Below are 1797 nucleotides of genomic sequence, written 5' to 3'. Positions count from 1 at the left end.
CTCTTCATTTTCGCACATCACTAAGAGAATTTCATCAGAATTTATAAACACTGGTTTATTCACAAATGCCTCCATACTGCCTATTGGCAAAAGTTATTTTCTAAGATATGGAGTGATTAATACGTTTTTCGTAACGATGTGTCAATAGATAAAATACGAAAAACGTATTTTTATTTTTATAAATCTATTCGATTTTGTTTATTATCATTAATGTTAATGAGGTGCTTATGATAGAAAATATAAAAGAAAAGCAGCTATCCATCATGCTAAATAAATTAACCGAATGTGAAAAAAAAGCTTTTATGAATTTCTTGCTGCGAGCAGAGATTTTAAAAGATCCTCGACAATCTTCTTTTCAGAATCATTCGCTTGTGAATATAAGTAAAGAAAATCATCAGAGTAAGGTCCAGAAATAGGTGAAGAATCTTTAAAAAACTCCATAATTTTAACTAATTCATCTGCCTTAATATCTCTCATTTCCCTATTTGTATTAAGATTAATCATATTGGATATAGCTGGTCTTCTTATACCAAGATGGGCGGCAAGCTTGGCTTGGCTCCCTCGTCCCATTTTATCAAGCTCTTTTTTTATCCAAATTTTTAGCTCTTTTTGCCTAATCATAATTAAGTTTATTCCTTATTTTTAAAGTCCTTACAATATAAAAAATATAATGATACGTTTTTCGTATTGACTAAATATTTTTGATATCGTATTTTTATCGCTATGATAAAAACATATACGAAAACCGCAAAACTCATAATTGAGTATCTAGGTGGGTATAAAAAAGTTGCTAATATCGTTAATCGCAATGTTATTGTAATTAGAAAATGGGCTTACCCTTTTGAAAAGCGAGAGGGTAAAGGCGGAATTATACCAGCTAAGTATCAAATTATGCTTTTGAACTATGCACGTGACCATGGGATAGATTTGCGTCCAGAAGATTTTTTTTATCCCGAGCGCTTGCAGAGATTAATGCAAGAGCAACACCCCCCAATGACTACATTTGCAAAAAGTTCCGGCGTTGATAGCGCGCGTGAGACTTTGCAGCCTTAAGGAGGTGATGATGGCTGTAGAAAAGAAATACGAACTTACTGATGAAACAATTGAGTTTGATGGCAGAACACTTCACCGCATTCGTGCACTGAGAGACTTTGGTGATGTTAAAGCAGGTGATTTAGGAGGCTATATAGAGAAAGAAGACAACCTAAGTCATGAAGGTGATTGTTGGGTTGGGAATAGGGCATGGGTTTATGGTGATGCACGTGTTTTTGGCAATGCCAAGGTTCTTGGTTTTTCTCATGTTTATGACAATGCCCGTGTTTATGAGAATGCCAATGTTCTTTTAGCAGCTGCGATTTATGGCAACGCCAAGGTTTGTGGTAATGCGCATGTATTTGGCAATGCCAAGGTTTGTGATGAAGCTGCGGTTTTTGGTAATGCTTACGTTTACGATAATATCCATGTTTATGGCAACGCCAAGGTTTATGGCAACGCCAAGGTTTGTGGTTATGCCAAGGTTTGTGATGCTGCTAAGGTGTTCGGTCATGCCGTGGTTTATGGTAAGTCCAAGATTTATGGAAATGCATATGTTTGCGGCACTGAAGAATATGGTGGCGACAGAGTTTATATGTGTTCACATAATGCAAATGAAGCGCATAAGAATGATGATGGTAAGCCTCGTGTAGAGCTTATACCGCCGTTGGCACTGCTTGAAATTGGTAAAGTTTTAGAGTTTGGGGCAAAGAAGTACGGAGCAAACAATTGGCGTAATGGCATGCACTGGAGCAGGTTTCACGG

At 36.8% G+C, this 1797-nt stretch carries 3 protein-coding genes; 2 read left to right on the top strand and 1 reads right to left on the bottom strand.

Annotated elements, in window-relative coordinates; all coding sequences use genetic code 11:
- Nucleotides 1–300 precede the first annotated feature (300 nt).
- On the bottom strand, nt 301–621 hold the full coding sequence (locus tag ACFIJP_RS08990) for a helix-turn-helix domain-containing protein (protein WP_375612651.1): 321 nt from the start codon (nt 619–621) through the stop codon (nt 301–303).
- 102 nt (nt 622–723) lie between these two features.
- Here ACFIJP_RS08990 and ACFIJP_RS08985 point away from each other — a divergent pair, with 102 nt between their 5' ends.
- Nucleotides 724–1053, top strand: coding sequence for a hypothetical protein (locus ACFIJP_RS08985; RefSeq protein ID WP_375627058.1), 330 nt, complete (start codon nt 724–726; stop codon nt 1051–1053).
- 10 nt (nt 1054–1063) lie between these two features.
- On the top strand, nt 1064–1797 hold a 734-nt coding region (locus tag ACFIJP_RS08980; RefSeq protein ID WP_375627057.1), incomplete at its 3' end, for a dATP/dGTP diphosphohydrolase domain-containing protein.

This window comes from Bartonella sp. MU37NMGALS, from assembly GCF_042194015.1.
Lineage (GTDB): Bacteria > Pseudomonadota > Alphaproteobacteria > Rhizobiales > Rhizobiaceae > Bartonella > Bartonella grahamii.
Note: the sequence above shows the minus strand (reverse complement) of the source record. Positions and strands in the feature narration are given on the sequence as shown.

What these genes read in the sequence shown, in the direction of transcription:
- ACFIJP_RS08990 (WP_375612651.1), bottom strand. Translation starts at nt 621, where the DNA reads ATGATTAGGCAAAAAGAGCTAAAAATTTGGATAAAAAAAGAGCTTGAT.
- ACFIJP_RS08985 (WP_375627058.1), top strand. Translation starts at nt 724, where the DNA reads ATGATAAAAACATATACGAAAACCGCAAAACTCATAATTGAGTATCTA.